The sequence below is a fragment of the Streptomyces sp. PKA51 genome (assembly GCF_057552455.1).
The window spans coordinates 298,332-315,189 of record NZ_BAAJPZ010000001.1 but is presented as its reverse complement, the minus strand read 5'-3'; the positions used below and the strand labels follow the sequence as shown (position 1 = coordinate 315,189).

Here is a 16,858-nt window from a genome sequence, read left to right as displayed (position 1 = left end):
AGTAGACGTTGACGCGCCCCGGACCGGTGAGGACGCTGCTGTTCGCCCAGCTGAACGCGTCGCATTCGATGGATACGTGCCACTTGTAGTTACCGCGGGGGATGCATTTTCCCCAGGCGTTGCTGAGATTCTTACCTTTGGTGCAACTTGAGGGCAGGGCCTGGGCGGAAACTTGCTCGGCTTGAGCCGGTGCGACCCCCAGGGTACCGATTCCCAGTGACGATCCGAGTACGACGACTGCCAACGTCCTGCGTATGTGCATCGTTTCCCCCATTCTTTGCGGTCCAACTCCTGCGCCTGCTCATGCGGGTCAGACAGGTCGATGTTGCTGGTGTTGGCCAGCAGGGGGAACAGCAGACGGATGTCCCGGACAGAGCACTGCTGTCCGGCCTGGTCAGGGGCTTGTCCGGATCGGTCCCGGCTGGCCCGGACAGTTTGGAAGGCCGCTCCATCGCCGCCCTCGCCCGCGACCACGGCGTCAGCCGCGGCGCCATCCGCACCGCCGTCGCCGACTTCATGCCCGACCACACCGCCACCGAGGAAGACGCCCCCGCCGCGGAGCTGCCGGTCACCCTCGACATGCCCGGCAAGGTCGCCGACTTCCTCCGCACCGCTGGCCTGGAAGTCGCCGAGCGGGCCGCGCTTGACCAGGAGGTGGTCGTACGGCGCGGCCAGGGGTACACCCTGCGCGTTACCGCGGTCCCGACTGTGCACCGCCAGCTCCTCGCCCTCTGCCAACCGCTCGACGGCAGCCAAGGCACCCCGGCGAACCCGGCTCAGCGCAGGGCGCGCCGCGAGTACGAGAACCGAGTCAGCACCCTCGACACGGCCGGACCATGACCCAGGTCAACGGCTACCGCTAATTCCCGTTCGGATACTCCCCGAATGCCGATACCAGCCACTCGCCAGGCGGGAGGATCGAAAACACCTTGAGAAAACGACCTCTAAGCGGAATCCGGCCGCCGCCGGCACGCCCCGGCCCCCTCTCCGGCCCTCCGTCACCCGCCTGGCCCCGCCCGGGTAGTACCCGGCCCGGCGGCATGGTCGCGTGGAGGCGGAGGTCCGGCTCGCGCAAGAACCGAGGCCGATGTCGGCGGGCAACTGTGCCGGCACTCCACGCGTACGTCGAGAGGAGTGGCCATGCCCTTGCCGGGGAGGCGTGTCCTCGCGGCTTGCGCGGTGGCCACCGGGGTCTGCGTGCTGTCCTGGGTCGGCGCGGCGGCGGGGCTCACTCCGGGCGTGCTGCCCGCTCCGCAGCTGAAGGTCGTCAAGGCGCAGGCGGACCTGTGCCCGACGGATGCCGTCACCAAGGCACTGGCCGGTCAGGGGGTGACGCTCGGGGCCGAGAGCCCGGCGGTCATGTCCCACGTCGACGACCGGACCTGCGTGCGCCTGCCGATCACGCGGGGCGAGATCGCACTGGACCTCAGCGCGGGATCGGTACCGGCCGACGGCGGCATCACCTTCACCGACGCCACGGGCCGAGGCGTGAAGTTCACGGATGTCACGTTCGACTTCGGCGCGCGCGTCGCCACCGGGACGGCGACCACCCGGGGCGCCACGGCCGGGAGCGCGTCCCGCCGGCAGTCGGACGGCCTGTTCACCCTGGACGTCCGACTGGACAAGACCAAGATCGACGTCACCAGGGGAACCGCGGAGGGCGCGTCGACCCTGGGCCTCGGGCAGGGCGCGGACGACGGGCTCAAGAAGGCCTTCGGCACCGATCCGCTGGCCGGCCAGAGCGCGGTGTTCGACGCCACTGCCGGTGGTGACGTGAGCCAGGCGGTGCGGGTACTCACCCGCGCTCTGCTGCCGTGACCGGCACGGGCGTCCTCAGCGCGACGGCGGCCGGAAGCACCCCCGCCGGCGGGGAACGGGCCGCGGCCGGCATCCGGGTGGAGATCCCGCCGCGGTATTGCCCCCTGACCTGCGCCGAGCACCCGGACGCCGGCCGCCTCAACGCCGCCGCGGCGGCCTGGGTGAATGGATACGGCCTGTGCCGGGACGGGGCGCAGCGGGTGCGGATGACGGGCAATGACTGCGGGGGCTTCTACGGGCGGATCATGCCGCGGGCGCCGGCCGGCCGGCTCCAGGTCGCCGTGGACTGGTGCGTGCTGATGTTCGCCTTTGACGACCTGCACTGCGACGAGGGGCCGGCCAGCATGCGTGCCGGCGACTTCGCCGCCTTCGCCACGCGTCTGCTGCGCGTACTGGAAGCACCGGGAACCGCACCGGGCGGATGTGCGGACCCCTTCCTCCTCGCGGCGGGCGACCTGGCGGCGCGCTGTCGCGCCATGGGCACACCGGTGCAGGCCCGGCGCCTGGTGGAGGGGCATCGTGCCTGGTTCCTCGGTGTGTTGTGGGAGTTCGGCTGCCGCCTGCGGGACCGTACGCCGTCGCTGGACGACTACGCCCATATGCGGCAGCACACCGCGGCCGGTACGGCGACCGTCAGCTGGATGGAGATCATCGATGAGGCGGAGATCCCCGGCGGGGTGCTCGACTCCCCCGCGGTGCGCGCTCTGGACGAACTGGCCCTCACCGTCGCGGCCTTCGACGACGACCTGTTCTCCTATGGCAAGGAACGCTGGCTGGCCGCCCGCGACCCACGGCCCTCGCAGTGCCGGCTGAACCTGGTCGACGTCCTGGCCGCCGAACGCGGCCTGAGCCCGGAGGCGGCCATGGCCGAGGCCGTGGATCTGTGCAACCGGCTGACCCTGCGCTTTGTCCGGCTGCGGGACCAGGTGCTGCCCGGGGCCGGTGGGCCGCTGCGGCTGCACCTGGATCACCTCTCCCATCTGATCCGGGGCAACCTCGAATGGGGGCTGCGGGCCGGCCGCTACACCAACCCCGACGGCCGGCATCCGGGAGCGGTCACCACCACCGGTTTCTTCACCCAGGACGCGCCCCGCGACGGCACCCCGCCGCCGATTCCGTCGGTGGCCTGGTGGTGGGACCGTTTCTAAGGGAGGCACCTCAACTCCGCGGTGTCAGCACCAGATCGACCCGGTCCCGGGGCCGCAGCGTGACCGCCGCCCTGGGTACGGCCCGGCCGGGCGCGGAGAAGCAGAAACGGCTCAGCATGGTGGCCATGACCAGCGCCGCCTCCTTCAGGAAGAACGACTGGCCGACGCACTGGTGGGGCCCGTCGCCGAAGGGAAGGTAGGCCAGCGGATGCCGGCCGCGGACACGCTCCTCGGTGAACCGGCCGGGGTCGAAGTGCAGTGGTTTCTCCCAGAACTCGGCCAGCCGGTGGGTCAGATACGGGGAGAGCACCACCGTGGCGCCGGCCGGCACCCTCACCCCGTCGATGACATCCTCGGCGGCTGCCGTCCGGGGCAGGGCCCACGCCATTGAGTAGAGCCGGCAGACTTCGGCCAGCACCCGCCGGGTGAGCGTCAGTCGGCGTACATGCTCGTGCCGTGGCGGTCCGCCACCCAGCACCTGGTCGGCCTCCCGGCGGAGCTCCGCCACGATCCCGGGATGCTCCTGCAACGCGACCCATGCCCAGGTCAGGGTGAGCGCGCTGGTCTCCGAACCCGCAATGAACAGGGCCACGATGTCCTGGGCGATGTGCTCATCGCTCAGCGGCCGTCCATCCGTGCGCCCGCCCTCCAGCAGCAGACTCATCAGGTCCGTGCCGCTTCCGGGAGTGTGCCGCGCCCGGCGGATCAACGGCAGCAGGATCTCGTTGACCGTACGGGTGGCACCCTTGAAGGCACGGTCGCCCGGCATCGGCACCGCGAGCGGCACAAAGGGCAGCGCCATCCGCCACAACAGGGAGTCGAAGGCGACGCCTACCGCCGCGGCGAGCCGGTCGCACTGCGGCTGGGGGATGCGTGAGCCGAAGAACACCGGGTTGACGATCCGCAGCACAATACGGGTCATCTCCGCCACCGCGTCCACCGTGGCGCCGGCTGCCACCCGTTGTTCCAGATCCGCGACCGCACCGGCGATCGAGGATGCGGTTGTGTCACCGGCGTCCTGCGCGGAACGGCCCGACAGGCCCTGGCACCACAGTTCACGACTGGTCTGCCACCGGGGCCCCTCGCCCGCGATGCCCTGCTCCGTCAGTCGGCCCATCGGCTTCCACATCATCGAGCCCCGCCGGTAATTCGCGCCATGGTCGCGCAACACCTGCCGAAGGTGGTCGGGATGAGTGACCAGAAGAGGCCGGAAGGCGCCCAGTTCCAACCGGACCAGCGCCCCTTGCGCCTGTTGTCCGGTGCGCTCCAGCATCCCCAGCGGACCGCCGGCGCGCAGCCCGCCGAGGACTCTCCTCAGGGGAACGGTGTGCAGGCGGCTGACGGCAGTAATCGGCATGGCAGTGCTCTTTGAACGTCGGGCGTGCCGGACATGACCGGGCCAGGGCGCGGTCACCACCAGCTCAAGACCCGAATGGAGAGCTTACGGGCATTTCGCCCCAGCTGGCATGCGGCGCCCCTGCACCTGCCCTGGATCAACGAAGCAACCGGGGAAACCACCGCCGTTCCGGCCGCCTGATACCCCGTGCAACGACTCCGCCAGCAGCTCGCGGCTGGCAGCCGCACGGCCCCTGTCACCAACGACCGTCTGGCGACAGGGGCCCGGCACCTTCAAGAAACCCGCGCCCTCCGCGACGCCGAAACTGCCCGGCCGACGTGGAGACACTGCACACCAGACCGGCTTTCGAAATGCTGAACTCCTGGCCTCCCTGTCAATGGCCACGAGTTCACCCCCTGCCGAGCGCGCCGCGCTCGACGGCGGCGTGACCGTACGGCGCGGCCAGGGCTACACCCTGCGCATCGGCGCCGTCCCCGCCATGCACCGCCAGCTCCTCGACCGCTGCCAGCCGCTCGACGGCGGCCAGGGCGTCTCGCGAGCCGCAACCGGCGTGGGGCGCCGCCGAGGGCCGCAGCCGTTCCGGCCGTTATCACATGGATGATGCTCTGGGCTGCAGGAATCCCGCCACGAACTCGCCCGGAAGATCTTCCACGGGCAGAAGGGCGAACTCAGGCAGCCATACAGGGAGGGGCAGGAAGACCAGCTCGGGGCACTGGGACTGATGCTCAACATCGTCGTCCTGTGGAACACGGTCCACTTCCAGAAGATCATCGAAGAGACACGGGCCGAGGGCATCCACGTCCGTGACGGGGACGTCGCCCGGCTCTCACCGCTGAAGTTCGCCCACATCAACTTCCACGGCCGCTACAGCTTCGCCCTGCCAGTCGAGGTCCAGGGCGGACAGCTCCGCTCCACCGCCAAGCCCGAAACCGCCTCCACCACGATCTAGGAGGTCTCCTCAGCCGGCTCGTCCCCACCCGCGCGCTGGGCGAGCCGGTAGCGGACCTTCTCGTGCGAGAGTCCCACCTGACCGCCGATCTGCCGCAGCCCCCACCCCTCCGTCTTCGCCGCGGCCATCCCCTCGTCCAGCGCGGCACGCAGCTGAACGACCAGCCGCAACCGGATCGCCGGGGCCAGTTCATCCAGGCCGGCGCAGAACCGCGCCACTTCCGCCTTCAGGAAACCGATCGTCGGATCGTCGCTCACCCGCCCCACCCTGACAGCCCCACGCGCACCTTGTCAGAAGTTTTGACAGCTACGCCGGTTCGCTGGTCCGTTCCTACTGGGACCCCAGCTGCCGTGGTCGGCGGAGCCGATGCCGGGCTGGACGTCCAGCAGTGCGCTTTCCGCCAGCGACCAGCGGGTGGTGACGTTCCCGGACTCGCCCGGCTACAGCCCCGAGCAGGCGCAGCGCCGCGAGGAGCTGCTGCAGCGGCTGCGCGAGTTGTCGGTCGTGGTGGGCACGCACCCGTGGTGGAGCACCGTGGAGGCGGAGCAGCGGGTGGCGGCGCGGATGGCGCTCAAGCGCGCGCACAAGAAGCCGGCCGCGGGCGCCGAGGTGGCGTAGTCGTGCACGGCGATGGTGAGCGGGCGGAGCCGGGGCCGCTGGTCGTCGTGGAGCTGGTGGACGGGCAGCAGGTGCGGGCCGAGTTCCTCGGCCGCATCCGGCAGCCCTCCGGGGACTGGTGGTGCGAGCTGCGCCTGACCCTGTGGGCGCAGGCCAGTTGCTGCCCGACCGGACGATCGCGGCCGCCCCTTCTCCGGTGGTCTTCCGGTCCTCCGCCGCGCGGGTCGCCCCGATCGAGGGGACGGACTACTCGGCGGTGCCGACGCGCCGGGCCGGGCCGCTGGTGCGTGACCGGCTCGCCGCCGAGCTGAGCGGCAAGTGGTTGCTGCAGCGCGTGCGCACCCCCGCCGGCCGGCCCAAGCGGCACGCCCTGCACTACGAGGGGTGCTGGCTGGCTCGGGGCGAGGCGATCCTCACCCTCGACCAAGCCCTCCACGCCCTGGTCGAAGGTGCGGAGTCGTGCGACGGGTGCGAGGCCCAGCGGCTGCACGAACTGCGTATCCCGCAGATCGCCCGCGGGCGCGGGACCGCCCCGTAGGCGGCCCCGCGGGGCGAGCTCGGCATGTGCCCGGGCGGCTAGGACCCCGAGGGTGTTGTCGGTGCGAGTTGGTAGCGTGCCGCCTTCCGGAAGATCCAGAAAGGCGGCAGCCGTGCACGAAGTCGAAGCCCACGCAGTCGATGCGCAGCGCATAGCCCAGGTGCTGGAGAACATTGCCGGGCGGGCCTGGGGGCGGTGGCACCGCATGGCCTACGCGGATGGCCCCTCCCCGGAGCGGCTGCAGGAACTGTGCCACGAGCTCCTCGACCACGTCGCCGCCCGCATCGTCCAGGAGCCGGTGCTCGGCGAGACGGCGCACCTGGCGCTGCGAACGGCGGCGGAGTGCTCGCTGGGGGCGCTGGACACCGGCTGCTTTCCCGACGGCGACCAGGAGGTGCTCCTGCCGCTGATCGGCGAGAAGCTCAGCAGCGAGCACGTCACGTTCAGCGCCGGCGAGCAGGCGCCCACCGCCGCCACGTGGGTGGACGCCTTCGCGATGTGCGTGGTCAGCGGCCTGGTGTGGGAGCGGCAGCGCGTGATCGGTCTGCTGCTGCGGGAGGACTTCGCGCCCGCCATCCGCGGCGGGGTGCCGTACTCGCAGCTGACCTCGACGTCCGCCACCGCGGATCTGGCAGCCATGGACGCCCTGTGCGGCTACCTCACCCCGGCGAGCAGTCACCACGACCGGCCCGCCGTCCCGGTGTGCAAGCCGGACGCCGATGAGCGCACTGCGGCCGCCCGGCGACTCGATGCCGCCGGCGCCCTGACACCGGACCAGCGTCTCCTGCGCGTCCTCCTCGACGACAACCCGCACACCTTCGATGAGGCGCTCGTGACCCGGCTCACCGAACACCGCGACCACCAGGGAGACGATGCCGCCCCCAGGACGCTGCTCCCGCTCGGCCCCCTCGCCCTCGCCGCCCTCGCAGACCAGGCCCACGGGTGGACGCTCACGGTGCAGTCCCCGTACCTGCCCCACGACCTGGTACGCGCCCCGGGGGCTGTGCACTGGCCGATCCACCTTCAGCAGGACTCGTAGACGTAGCCGCGCTTACCGGCAGGGCTGACCTCCCGGTCACGCAGGGTGATGGACAACTCCTTTCCCCACGCCTGGCAGGCGGCAGTGAAGTCCTTCTTTCCGTACTCGATGTCGAAGACCCGGGCGCCGTAGGCTCGGCTGAATTCGGGGCATTCCTTGTAGCGGCCGCATTCTTCGACGACGGCGAAGTCGAAACCGATGCGGTCGTGTTGGGGCAGCAGATCGGTGGTGTTCTTCTGGGCGATGGCCAGGTTTCGCTTGTGTGCGCGCGCTGCCAGGAGCTGGGCGAAGGCAATCGCGTGCTGGGAGGTGAGCTTGCCGTCGGACCGCTCGTAGGAGTCGAGGTTGTCCGGCTCCACCGCGTCGTAATGCGCCGTGGCGCAGCCGTCGATCCATGGGCCGACGATGTTCATCAGGGCCTCGCGCTTGGCCGGGGTGGAGATGTCCAGAAGGGGCTCGTCCCAGTCCTTGTCGACGATGAGGCGTCCGTCGTCGTTCCTCAGGAGCAGGTCGGGATGTTGCTTCTGCCACCAGCCGACGGCTTCGCCCGGTTGTGTCTGGAAGGCATTGACGTAGCAGATGTTGTAGAGCCCGTCGGCGGGCTTGGCCTCGCGGTCGCGGGAGACGGCCCGCACCTTGCCGGCGGGCGGGTACGCGCCGCCGAGTTGGTAATCGAAGACGGCGTCCGGGCTCGGTCGCCGTATGTTCGCCGGGGCTCCGCCGGCGTCGGGGCCGGCAGTGGCCGGGGACGCGGTGTCCTCGGGATCGTCCCGATCCGTTCCGGTGGCGGAACAGGCCGTGACGAACAGCGTGGACAGGGCTATGGCAGCGCAGGCGGCGCGAGTGCGGAGAAGGAACACCAAGGCACCTTAGTTCCGACCGCCCTGGACACGCACTGCAGCCCCTACTGCCACGCCGGTGGTCCCGGGCGCGCTGCCCGCGCCTGCTGACTGGCTAGTGCCAGCGGTAACGGCGGCTTCTACAGGATCTGTGGACCGAGGGACCTCCTGATGCCTTAAAGGGCAATCGCCGCCCCGGTCTCGTATCTCTGGCCCTTGGTTGGGCTTGCCCCAGGCCCCGGGGCCAAGCTCGACCGAGGGCGTAGCGTCGTTTACTCGGGTCGGTAGAGGGTGCGGCGTGGTGTGAGGATGACGGTGGCGGTGGTGTGGCCGTTCCAGGTGTGGTCGTGGCCGTTGTAGCGGGTGGTGATGTAGGACCACTCCAGGTTGCCGGCGATCATCCATCGCAAGGCTTCGATGTACTGGCTGACCGCCGGGTGCCGACCAGGAGCTGCGGTCAGCAGGTGCTCGCTGAGGGTGCAGAATTCGTTTTCGGTTCGTTGGATGGTGTCGGTGATGCGGTCGACCGCGGCTTGGAGGTTGCCGCCGTTGGTGGCGAGGGCGAGGGTTATTTCGTTGATGGTGTCGCCGCTGTAGAGCTCTTTGCGGTAGGAGAAGATGTCGTTGACGCCGACCCAGTGCCGTGCCACCAGATGGTTGAGCCGCTGGAGCTCCGGCGTGGCGGTGAAGTGGCTGGTGAGGTCGATGCCCAATCCGTACTCCAGGAGTGGGAAGCAGCATTCGCCCACGCTCTTGATCCGGGATGTCTCGTACGCGGCCATGTCCACGGCCGTGCCGGTCTCAAGCCAGTCCCGTTCGGTGCGGCAAGCGGCAAAGAAGCCTTTCATCTCGTGGGCGAAACGGTTCCACAGGCCGGGCGGCATGCCGGCGCGGATGCGTTGCGCCAGCACTTCCAGCGCGCGCGGGTAGGGAGCCTTGGGGGCGGGCTGGTCGTCGTCGAGGACGGCATCGAGCTGATGCAGACCTAAGCGTTCCAGGCGTGGGCGGGGGGCGTGGACGAAGAGGTCGTCGATGCTGAACAGGACGTCGATCCAGTGGCAGATCGTCTTCGTCCGCTCGGTGTCGGTGGTGGGGTAGGCCAGCAGGTTCCACAAGGTGGTGCGCTGGTGGAGGAACTCCTCGAACGCGTGCGGGCTGTCGGCGTGGGCCTGGCGCAGAGCGTCGTCCAGCCAGGTACGGCAGAAGTGTTCGAGGTCGTCGATGCCGGGACGGCGCAGTGCGGGCTGGAACCGTGGGAGGGACGGCAGCCGGAAGCTGGGATAGGAGGTCGGTTCGGCGGAGGCGTCGGGCTGAAAGCCAGGGGCGGGAAGGTTGGTCACCGCGCAGTGCCTTCCGGGGTGCGCCGGCGCAGGGTGAGGGGTTGTTCGGCGGGGACGAGCAGGAAGCGCGGCAGCGGGCGGAGGGGAGCAGGCCGGGTGGGGCGCAGGTGCCAGGTTTGGGTGATGGTGGCCAGCGCGAGGGTGGTTTCGGTCATGCCGTAGAACTCGCCCATGCACCGGCGGCGTCCGGCGCCGAAGGCGAGGAAGGACTGGCGCTGGCCGGGGGTGAGGTGTTCGGGCAGCCATCGGTCCGGGTCCAGGCGGCCGGGGTCGGGGAAGACGTCGGGATTGCGCTGCAGGGCGTAGGGGCTGATCAGTACGTCGGCGCCTTGGGGCAGCAGGTATCCGCAGATCTCGGTGGGTTCGACGACGATGCGGCTGAGCAGCCAGGTGGGCGGGTACAGTCGCAGGACCTCGGTCAGCAGCCGCTTGGTGTACGGCAGGGACGGCAGGTCCTCGAAGGTGACCGGGCGCTCTCCCAGCGCGCCGTCGACTTCCTCCCACAGCCGGTGCTGGATCTCCGGGTGGCGGCCCAGGAGCTGGAAGGTCCAGGCGAGAAGCGAGGCGGAGGTCTCCACACCCGCGGCCAGCACCGACATCACCTGGTCGCGCACCTCGGCATCACCGGGCCGGCGCCCGCTGTCCTCGTCCCCCGCCATGATCTGCGACAGCAGGTCCTGCCGGCCCTGCTCCTGCTGCCGGTACTGGGCGATGACCTCGCCGATGGCGGCGTCCAGGCGGGCGCGCGCCGCATCGAAGCGCCGGTTCGCCGGGGTCGGCACGCGGTGGACCCAGTCGGCCGGGATCAGCATCCGGCGGAGCAGGCCGCGCAGAAGCTCCGGCAGCGCCTCCGCCATCACCTGTGCCGCCTGCCTGCCGGCCGGCGCGGACACCAGCGTCCGCGCGACCACCAGCGCCGTCACCCGGTACATCTCGGACCCGACATCGAGCACCTGGCCCGCCCGCCATGAGGATGTCGCTTCCACCACGCACTCGCGCATCACGTCGGTGTAGCCGGCGACCCGGCTGCGGTGGAAAGCGGGCTTCATCACCGGCCGCTGCGCCCGGTGGTCCTCGGCACTGCAGGTGATCACACCGTTCCCGACCAACTGGCGGGCCGCCTCCATGAACGGGCCGCCCTTGTCGAAACGCTCCTGCCGCGCGACGAGCACCTCCATCGCCGCCTCGGCACTGTTGATAAGGAAGCACTCCCTCCCCATCAGACGCAACGCGACCACCGGGTCCGAGGCTCGCCGCTGCTCAAGGAAGCCCAGCGGGTCCACCGCAAGCCGTCCCGCATGCCCGATCAGTGGGAGCTCGCCTGGAGACGTCCGGACCGTTTGCTGCATGGGCTTCCCCCCGATTGAACGCCGATGATCTCCGCGGAGGATACAACCAGCGCAGCCGCGCCACCACTGTCAGTAATCGGCTTCCGTGTCGTGGTCACGCCCCAGAACCGCGGCATGGCGCCGAGCCCGCGCGGCGAGACGCGACGGGCGGAGATGCCGTGGCACTGGGTGGAGCCGGCCGCGGCGGTGGAAGTGTCCACCGGCGTCGCCCGGGACACAGCCGGGCAGTGGCGCCGCCCGGTCCGGGTACGCCGCGTCCGCGCCGACCTCGGGGCAGGGGACATCTCATTGCATCAGGACCCGATCGCTCAGCGTGGGTGTCGCGGCAGTGGTGTGACCGCGCGTGCTTCGTGCAGGGCGGTTCGCAGACGGTCGTTGTCGATGCTGAGGTGCTGGATGACGGTGATGGCGGCCTCCAGTTGGTCGGTGAGATCGCGCTTGTCGCGTCGTAGTCGCGCGTTGTCGGCTTTGAGTTGGGTGTAGGCGTCGGTGCCGTTCGTGCTGCTGTGGGCATGGAGGGTGCCGGCCAGGTCGGTGCAGACGCCGGGGTAGTTGCGGCGGAAGGTGGTGTGGTGTTGGCCAGGCCGAGGCGGCTGGCGAGGGCCGGCACGCTGGGGGTGCGGCCGGTCTCGGCGGTCAGTGTGTCGATGGCGGCGCGCACGTCGTCGTGGCTCGGCAGCGGGCGGCGGTGGGCGGTCACTGGGCGGTCCCGTTGGTGAGGAAGTCGCGGATCGCATCGCGGCGCCGGGCGAGGTCGGCGTGCAGCAGGGGCGGGAGGGTGGGCCGGGACTGCAGGCGGTGGCCGAGGCGGTCGGCGTGGCCGGCGAGGGCGGTGGTGTTGTCGGCGGTCAGCGCGACGTTGTGGCACTCCACCGGCCTGCACTCCGACGGCGCCGGGACCGCGCGGTGCCCGTCGGCTGCGGCGCGGGGTCGGCACAGTGCCTTGTCGGGGTTGAAGACGCAGGTGACGTAGGTGCCGGGGTAGACCTCGGAGTCGTGGCGGGCCAGGACGCGGCGCAGACGGTGCGGGTCGGTGACGACGGAGCCAGCGAAGCCGGTGCGGTGGTGGAAGTCGGCGAGGCGGGCGGCGGCCTCGTCGGAGGCAGGGCCTTGCAGGTCGTGCTGGTGGTCGGTAGCCAGGGCCAGGAGGTGTTCGCCGCGCTGCATGGCCTGTTCGGCTTCGACCTCGGCGCGTAAGCCCGCGGGAGATGCGTTTTGACGGCGCGAGTGAAGGAGCCGGGGCCCATGCCGCCGATGATGTGGCTCCAGCGGTCGATGCCGACGAAGGCGGGGGTGGAGGTGGCGTCCCCCTGCTCGCCGTGCTCGGCGACCAGGCGCTCGCGGTCAACAAGATACGCCAACCCAGCCGCAGTAAGCAGTCAGCCTTGCCCGAGGCCGGGCCCCGGCGCGCCGTACGCCCCCGGCACGGCCCCCGTGCTTCCTCCTGCTGGGGGCTGCGCGCCGTCCCGCGCGGAGCCTGGAGCGGTCCTTCACGACGCCGATCAGGCCGAGGCCCTGCACCACCTGCGCGACCTGGCCCACCAGGGCCCACTGATGTTGCTCACCGCCACCAAGGACACCCCGCCATCAGTGCCGCGGAGGTCCTCGGTGACGAGCTACGCGCGCGGGGCGGCCAGCCGCCGTTGAGGGCGCTCCCGTGCCCTGCAGCGCGGCGAGTCGGGCTCGCCGTAGCGGGCCCGCAGGGCCTGGAAGGCGGTGACCTTCTCCTCGCCGAACCCGTCCTGCAGGCGGCTCCTCCTCGCCGATCAGCCTCAATAAGTCTACAGCTGTATACTTGCGTGCCAGGTACCTCGCAGCATCACCACGGAGTGCGGGCCGCAAGGCGGCCCTGAGAGGGAACACGAGATGAACCTCAACCTGACCGGTAAGCGTGCGCTCGTCACAGGTTCGAGCGCGGGGCTGGGCAAGGAGACTGCGAAGCTGCTGGCAGCCGAAGGTGCCGCAGTCGTGGTCCACGGCCGGGACAAGGACCGCACGGAGGGGGTCGCGCAGGAGATCCGGGAGGCCGGCGGGACGGCCGGCGCGGTCGTCGGTGACCTCGCCGACGACCGCGCCGCCGCCGACGTCGCCCGCGCCGCCACTGCGGACGGCCCCGTCGACATTCTCGTCAACAACGCCGGTTTCTACCGGGACCTGTCCTGGGCCGAAGCCACTCCCGACGAGTGGCGCGACACCTACAACGTCAACGTCGTCTCAGCCATCCGCATGATCCGGCATCTGGTCCCTGCCATGCGCGAACGCGGCTGGGGTCGTGTCGTCACCATCGGCGGCGGGCTCGCCTCCCAGCCGATGAACACCCACCCCCAGTACAACGCCACCTTGGCCGCCCGGCACAATCTCGCTGTCTCCCTCGCCCGCGAACTCAAGGGCACCGGCATCACGTCCAACGTCGTTTCCCCCGGGGTGATCCTCGTCGAGGCCACCAAGGACCTCGTCACCGGCATCGGGTCAGCCCGCGGCTGGGGCCGGACCTGGGACGAGATCCGGCCCAACGCCGTCCGGGCTCTCCTCCCCAACGACCAGGAACGCTTCGGCGAACCGGAGGAGATCGCCGCAGCCGTCGCCTACCTCTGCAGTGACTACGCCCAGTACATCAGCGGAGCCACCATCCGCGTCGACGGCGGACTCGTCCGCTCCGCCTTCTGAGCGCGCACACCCCGCCATCACACGTGCCGACGACGGACGGCTACCCGTCGGCGCCGTCGGGACCTCCTCCGGGCGCAGACATGCCGCCCGCCTCGCGGATGACCGGTTCGAGCATGTCGGTGAGGAGGGCGGTGAGACGGGCGTCATCGGCTGTGACGAGCGCGGTGGTACCGACGACGCTGCGCAGCAGCCACGTTCCGGCGACGAGCGCGAGGGCGAGCTGCGCGCGCACGTCGGTGTCCGATCCGTCGAGCAACCCTGCCAGACGGGCCCCCACGTTGGTTTCCACGCCCTGCCGGACGATGGCTGCCGCCTCCGGATCCGGAGCCGAGCGCAACAACAGGAGAAACGGGTCGAGCCGCTCGGCGCCGGACGCGGTGCGCTCGGTGAGCGTGTGGGCGATGGCACCCGCCAAGCCGGTGCGTTCGTCGCCGACGATGGACGGCGGTGCGAAGGAACGAGCGACGGCCTGTGCGAACAGGCCCTCCTTCGATCCGAAGTAGCGGTTGATCATCATCGCCGTCACACCCGCCCGCTCGGCGATCCGGCGCACCCCGGCCCCGGCGTAGCCGTGCTCGGTGAACTCCACGACCGCTGCGGCGAGGATCGCCTCGCGCGTCGCGGCGGCGTCGCGCCTACGGGCAGGATGTGCAGTGCTCATGGTCAGGAGCATACGGGGCGCCGATGCACGGATTACGGGACGGTGGAGCCCCGATCAGCGTGCAGCAGCCCCCGCTCCTTGGCCGCCCGGAGCACCTCCTCGAAGAGCTCATCGGCCATCTGCCCCTCACCAGGCGGGCACGGAACCCGCTGAGAGAGGGGCGCCGGACCGCCCCGCGCATGTCCCTCGGCGAGGAAGCCTTCGGGGCCCGGCCGGGCCGGTCCTCACCAGGTGACCGGGAGCGCCTCGACCCCGTAGACCGTCGAGCCGTCGCGGAAGCGGAGGGCGGCTTCGGGGACGGCGAGTCGGAGGCTGGGGAAGCGGCGGAGCAGGGCCGGCAGGGCGATCTTCAGCTCCAGTCGGGCCAGTTGCTGGCCGAGGCACTGGTGGGCGCCGAAGCCGAAGGACAGCTGGGCGACCGGACGGCGACGCAGGTCGAGGTCGTCGGGGCGCTCGGGGACGAGCTCGGGGTCACGGTTCGCGGTCAGGGGAGAGAGCAGTACGTGCTCGCCTTCGGCGATCCGGTGGCCGTTGATCTCGACGTCGGCCACGGCCGTGCGCAGGAGCGGTGCGGGAATGGCGAGGTGGCGCAGGAGTTCCTCCACGGCCGTACCGGTGACGGCGGGGTCGTCGCGGAGGGCGGTGAGCTGGTCCGGGCTGCGGAGCAGGGCCAGCACGCTCAGGGCGAGCATGGTCGCCGTGGTCTCGTGTCCCCCGACCAGGAGGGTGGTGCCGAACCCGATGAGTTCCTCGTCGGTGAGCTCCGCGCCGTGCTGCCGCACCACCGTGCCCAGCACCCCGTCCCCGGGGGTCGCCCGGTTGCGGGCGACGATGTCCGCCATGGCGGCGTTCAACTCGGCCGAGGCGGCGACCAGCCGGTCGGCGTCGGCGGTCCCGTCCATGATCACCTGGGAGCAGCGCTGGAACATGGACCGGGTCCCGTAGGGAACGTCGAGCAGTTCGCAGATCGCCAGCGACGGGACGGGCAGGGCGAACGCCTCGACCAGGTCGACGACCGGTCCCCGCTCCGCCATGGCATCGAGGTGGTCGGCGACGATCGTCTCGATCGCGGGACGCAGTCGCTCGACCTGACGGACGGTGAAACTGCCGGTGAGCATGCGGCGGAGGCGGGCGTGCTCCGGGCCGCTGTAGGCGGGCAGGAAGCCCGGGTGGTTGAACAGGGTGCGCGGCAGCGTCGGGTCGATGCCCTCACCCGTCACCAGGCGCTCCTCCGCGAAGGCGGCCCGGACGTCGCCGTATCCGGTGATGACGACGGCCTCGATCTCGCCGCGCACCGGATGGAGGACGCGCAGTCGCGGCAGGCCGTCCTCCTCGCGCATCCGGCGCAGGTCGGGCGACGGGGCGAACGGGCAGGTCGGGTCCCGTTCGGAGGCTACGAAGGATGCCGGGCGGTGAGACGCCGGGCGGTGGTCGGGCATGCTGTTGCTCCTCGGCTGCTTCGGTTCTGGGAACGCGGCCTTGCAAGCGGTCGTGGAAGTGGAACGGGAAACCCGGTCCCTACCCGTGGTACCGGGTGGAGGCGTGGTGCCAGTCGTAGGCGCCGCGGATGGTGGTCCGAAGCGCCTCCGTGCAGTAGCGCTGGAGCAGGTCGCGTTCGGCCGGGTCGAGGTGGCTCGTCGCCGTGGTGCCGAGCAGGGACCGGTGGGCGCCGGTGAACAGTTCCAGGGCTTCGGCCCGGCGGCGGAGGGCCTGGTCGATCGCTTCCGTCCGGGAGAGCCCGTGGTCCCGTTCCAGGCAGAGCACCAGGTTGTTCCGCTCCCCCAGTGCCGTGTCCTTCTCCAGGGAGACGATGTCGTTGTCGCAGATGATGAAGGTCTTCGTCATCTCGCGCATGACCGACAGGTGCGGCAGCGCGTAGAGGTGGTCCGGCAGGACGCACGAGGAGAGACGCTCGGCAAGATCGATGACCGGCGCCACGCCGATGGTGTGGCGCCGGACCCGCAGATAGGTGCCCAGCGACATGGGCGTGGCGGTCTGCCGGCTGATCGCCTCGTGGACATGGTGGTCGAGATAGGAGGACCAGTGGGCCGCCGATCGCTGGATCCAGTCCTCGGGCATGTCCTGGCAGCTGCGTCGTCGCATGTCGGCGAAGGCACCGGCCAAGGGCAGCGGGGATGCCTCGCCGGTGGTGCCCTCCTTGACGAGTCCGACGAGGTGGCGGACCCGGTCGGCCGACCGGCCCCACTCCTCGTCGAGCGCGTCGTCGAACAGGAAGTACCAGCTCTGCTGGTCGACTCCGAGATCCAGTTCGCTTCCGGTCGCGTTCGGGTGGAACATGGCCGCGATCAGCGGGAACTGCCCCTTGAGATGGTGGGCCTCCGCCGCTTCCGAGGACAGGAAGCCGAAGGACTTCGGCCAGGCGAGGTGACGGTCGTGGGCGGCCCGGAAGTCGGGGCTGATCCGGCGCGGGAAGGGGAGGGGATCCGGGGCCTGGGCAAGGGGCTGGGCCTGGGCCGGTGGCCTCGGATCCACGGATATGTACTCCGCCGTCGATGTCATGGTGTGGCGCACCTC

18 protein-coding genes are annotated in these 16,858 nt (G+C 70.6%); 9 read left to right on the top strand and 9 right to left on the bottom strand.

The genetic code is table 11. The annotated features are described in order from the left end of the window. Nucleotides 1-435: 435 nt before the first annotated feature. From AC27L3_RS01150 to AC27L3_RS01140, 3 genes are all read left to right on the top strand, one after another. A complete protein-coding gene (locus tag AC27L3_RS01150) occupies nt 436-840 on the top strand; it encodes a resolvase (RefSeq protein ID WP_487232050.1) in 405 nt (134 codons plus the stop codon). A 300-nt stretch (nt 841-1,140) separates the two neighbouring features. Continuing rightward, nucleotides 1,141-1,818 carry a hypothetical protein gene (locus AC27L3_RS01145; protein ID WP_487232049.1) on the top strand — a complete coding sequence of 226 codons (678 nt, stop codon included), beginning with the start codon at nt 1,141-1,143 and terminating at the stop codon, nt 1,816-1,818. Further along, nucleotides 1,815-2,966 carry a terpene synthase family protein gene (locus AC27L3_RS01140; protein WP_487232048.1) on the top strand — a complete coding sequence of 384 codons (1,152 nt, stop codon included), beginning with the start codon at nt 1,815-1,817 and terminating at the stop codon, nt 2,964-2,966. The genes AC27L3_RS01145 and AC27L3_RS01140 overlap by 4 nt, the downstream gene beginning before the upstream one ends. Before the next feature lie 10 nt (nt 2,967-2,976). Here AC27L3_RS01140 and AC27L3_RS01135 read toward each other — a convergent pair whose 3' ends face one another. Further along, nucleotides 2,977-4,323 (bottom strand): cytochrome P450, encoded by a 1,347-nt coding sequence (locus tag AC27L3_RS01135; RefSeq protein ID WP_487232047.1) that lies wholly within the window; start codon nt 4,321-4,323, stop codon nt 2,977-2,979. A gap of 376 nt (nt 4,324-4,699) precedes the next feature. On the opposite strand from AC27L3_RS01135, the gene AC27L3_RS01130 reads away from it, so the two are divergent. Both AC27L3_RS01130 and AC27L3_RS01125 read left to right on the top strand, forming a co-directional pair. Further along, on the top strand, nt 4,700-4,924 hold the full coding sequence (locus AC27L3_RS01130) for a hypothetical protein (protein ID WP_487232046.1): 225 nt from the start codon (nt 4,700-4,702) through the stop codon (nt 4,922-4,924). Between the two features lie 9 nt (nt 4,925-4,933). Further along, a complete protein-coding gene (locus AC27L3_RS01125; RefSeq protein ID WP_487232296.1) occupies nt 4,934-5,272 on the top strand; it encodes a Tn3 family transposase in 339 nt (112 codons plus the stop codon). On the opposite strand, the gene AC27L3_RS01120 is transcribed toward AC27L3_RS01125, so the two are convergent. Further along, nucleotides 5,269-5,529, bottom strand: coding sequence for a hypothetical protein (locus tag AC27L3_RS01120; RefSeq protein ID WP_487232045.1), 261 nt, complete (start codon nt 5,527-5,529; stop codon nt 5,269-5,271). The genes AC27L3_RS01125 and AC27L3_RS01120 overlap by 4 nt on opposite strands. A gap of 160 nt (nt 5,530-5,689) precedes the next feature. On the opposite strand from AC27L3_RS01120, the gene AC27L3_RS01115 reads away from it, so the two are divergent. From AC27L3_RS01115 to AC27L3_RS01105, 3 genes are all read left to right on the top strand, one after another. Next, complete coding sequence (locus tag AC27L3_RS01115; RefSeq protein WP_487232044.1) at nt 5,690-5,890, top strand: hypothetical protein; 201 nt, start codon at nt 5,690-5,692, stop codon at nt 5,888-5,890. Nucleotides 5,891-6,032: 142 nt separating this feature from the next. After that, nucleotides 6,033-6,428 carry a DUF6233 domain-containing protein gene (locus AC27L3_RS01110; RefSeq protein WP_487232043.1) on the top strand — a complete coding sequence of 132 codons (396 nt, stop codon included), beginning with the start codon at nt 6,033-6,035 and terminating at the stop codon, nt 6,426-6,428. 112 nt (nt 6,429-6,540) lie between these two features. Further along, nucleotides 6,541-7,467 (top strand): immunity 49 family protein, encoded by a 927-nt coding sequence (locus AC27L3_RS01105; protein ID WP_487232042.1) that lies wholly within the window; start codon nt 6,541-6,543, stop codon nt 7,465-7,467. On the opposite strand, the gene AC27L3_RS01100 is transcribed toward AC27L3_RS01105, so the two are convergent. From AC27L3_RS01100 to AC27L3_RS01085, 4 genes are all read right to left on the bottom strand, one after another. Beyond that, nucleotides 7,452-8,330 (bottom strand): endo alpha-1,4 polygalactosaminidase, encoded by an 879-nt coding sequence (locus tag AC27L3_RS01100; RefSeq protein ID WP_487232041.1) that lies wholly within the window; start codon nt 8,328-8,330, stop codon nt 7,452-7,454. The two genes, AC27L3_RS01105 and AC27L3_RS01100, sit on opposite strands and share 16 nt — an antisense overlap. Nucleotides 8,331-8,578: 248 nt before the next feature. Then, a complete protein-coding gene (locus AC27L3_RS01095) occupies nt 8,579-9,646 on the bottom strand; it encodes a terpene synthase family protein (protein WP_487232040.1) in 1,068 nt (355 codons plus the stop codon). Continuing rightward, nucleotides 9,643-10,995 (bottom strand): cytochrome P450, encoded by a 1,353-nt coding sequence (locus AC27L3_RS01090; RefSeq protein ID WP_487232039.1) that lies wholly within the window; start codon nt 10,993-10,995, stop codon nt 9,643-9,645. Before AC27L3_RS01090 ends, AC27L3_RS01095 begins: the two co-directional genes overlap by 4 nt. Nucleotides 10,996-11,691: 696 nt before the next feature. Next, nucleotides 11,692-12,162: a hypothetical protein gene (locus AC27L3_RS01085; RefSeq protein WP_487232038.1), complete on the bottom strand. Its 471-nt coding sequence runs from the start codon at nt 12,160-12,162 to the stop codon at nt 11,692-11,694. 699 nt (nt 12,163-12,861) lie between these two features. Here AC27L3_RS01085 and AC27L3_RS01080 point away from each other — a divergent pair. After that, nucleotides 12,862-13,662: an SDR family NAD(P)-dependent oxidoreductase gene (locus AC27L3_RS01080; RefSeq protein ID WP_487232037.1), complete on the top strand. Its 801-nt coding sequence runs from the start codon at nt 12,862-12,864 to the stop codon at nt 13,660-13,662. Nucleotides 13,663-13,702: 40 nt separating this feature from the next. Here AC27L3_RS01080 and AC27L3_RS01075 read toward each other — a convergent pair whose 3' ends face one another. From AC27L3_RS01075 to AC27L3_RS01065, 3 genes are all read right to left on the bottom strand, one after another. Further along, nucleotides 13,703-14,323 (bottom strand): TetR/AcrR family transcriptional regulator, encoded by a 621-nt coding sequence (locus AC27L3_RS01075; RefSeq protein ID WP_487232036.1) that lies wholly within the window; start codon nt 14,321-14,323, stop codon nt 13,703-13,705. Nucleotides 14,324-14,547: 224 nt separating this feature from the next. Next, a complete protein-coding gene (locus tag AC27L3_RS01070) occupies nt 14,548-15,762 on the bottom strand; it encodes a cytochrome P450 (protein WP_487232035.1) in 1,215 nt (404 codons plus the stop codon). A gap of 79 nt (nt 15,763-15,841) precedes the next feature. Then, nucleotides 15,842-16,843, bottom strand: a complete 1,002-nt coding sequence (locus AC27L3_RS01065; protein WP_487232034.1) for a terpene synthase family protein — start codon at nt 16,841-16,843, stop codon at nt 15,842-15,844. Nucleotides 16,844-16,858: the final 15 nt, after the last annotated feature.